Source organism: Porcipelethomonas ammoniilytica (genome assembly GCF_025567485.1).
Taxonomy (GTDB): Bacteria; Bacillota; Clostridia; order Oscillospirales; family Ruminococcaceae; genus Porcipelethomonas; species Porcipelethomonas ammoniilytica.
On the sequence record NZ_JAOQKH010000088.1, the window covers coordinates 1 to 856 of the forward strand.

Consider the following 856-nt stretch of genomic DNA (forward strand, 5'->3'; position numbering starts at 1 on the left):
AAATTACATCAAAAGATCACCAATATGTACCGTCACAGCTTTCTCTGTTCGGAGAACCTGTAGTTTATGAATCTGACGTAGAAGAAAAAGCAATTTATGAAGCTTTAATGAGAGGAAGCGGATTTGAGGACGGTAAATTCCGTATTGAAGAATTCTGTAAAGAAAGCCACTCTATAAATGAATTCGCCCAAATGCTTAAAGAGGAGTACGGTACAGGCGGTCGTCCGGGAAACGAATTTTATGCCTATGAAAATCACGATTCAAAAGGAATTGAAATTATTCTCAACCGTAAGTATGACAATGAAGAAGGTAAAGAAATTCATCTCAAATGGAAAGAAGTCGCTGAAAGAATTTCAGAACTGGTATCCAAAGGCGAATATATTACCAAAGCCGATATAGATAACCGTATATATCATGCAAAATACACTTTGAAATACTACAATTCAGATAGTGAATCTGATAAAATACATACGGAAAGAGCAAAGAATATCCTTAAAGAATACGGCATTTTATCTGAAAACATTGAAAGCAGTAAGGTCATACCTGAATCTGAAATAACATTTACAAAACCTGATAATAATTCCGATTTAAAAAATAATATTGAAGAATCAGATGAAAAAAATCCTGAAGAAAATAACAAGCCCGATGTTCCGCAGAAGATTACTGTAGGTGACAGATTTCGTCATAAGATTACGGGTAATATCAGCGAAGTTGTTTCGCTGACAGGCGCATTTCCGTGGATAACCGACGAGTGTACGGTCACAAAGGACAGCGGCGCTTTTTCTGTCACTGAAAATATCTCATACAACCAACTGCTGAACAGCGATCTTTATGAATATATCGACCATACTGACAG

Annotated in this window: 1 protein-coding gene; it reads left to right on the forward strand. The window is 36.3% G+C overall.

The window, feature by feature from the left end; genetic code table 11:
- Positions 1 to 856, forward strand: an 856-nt coding sequence (locus tag OCV67_RS13400; protein ID WP_178085188.1) for a hypothetical protein, incomplete at both ends; no start/stop codon positions are given.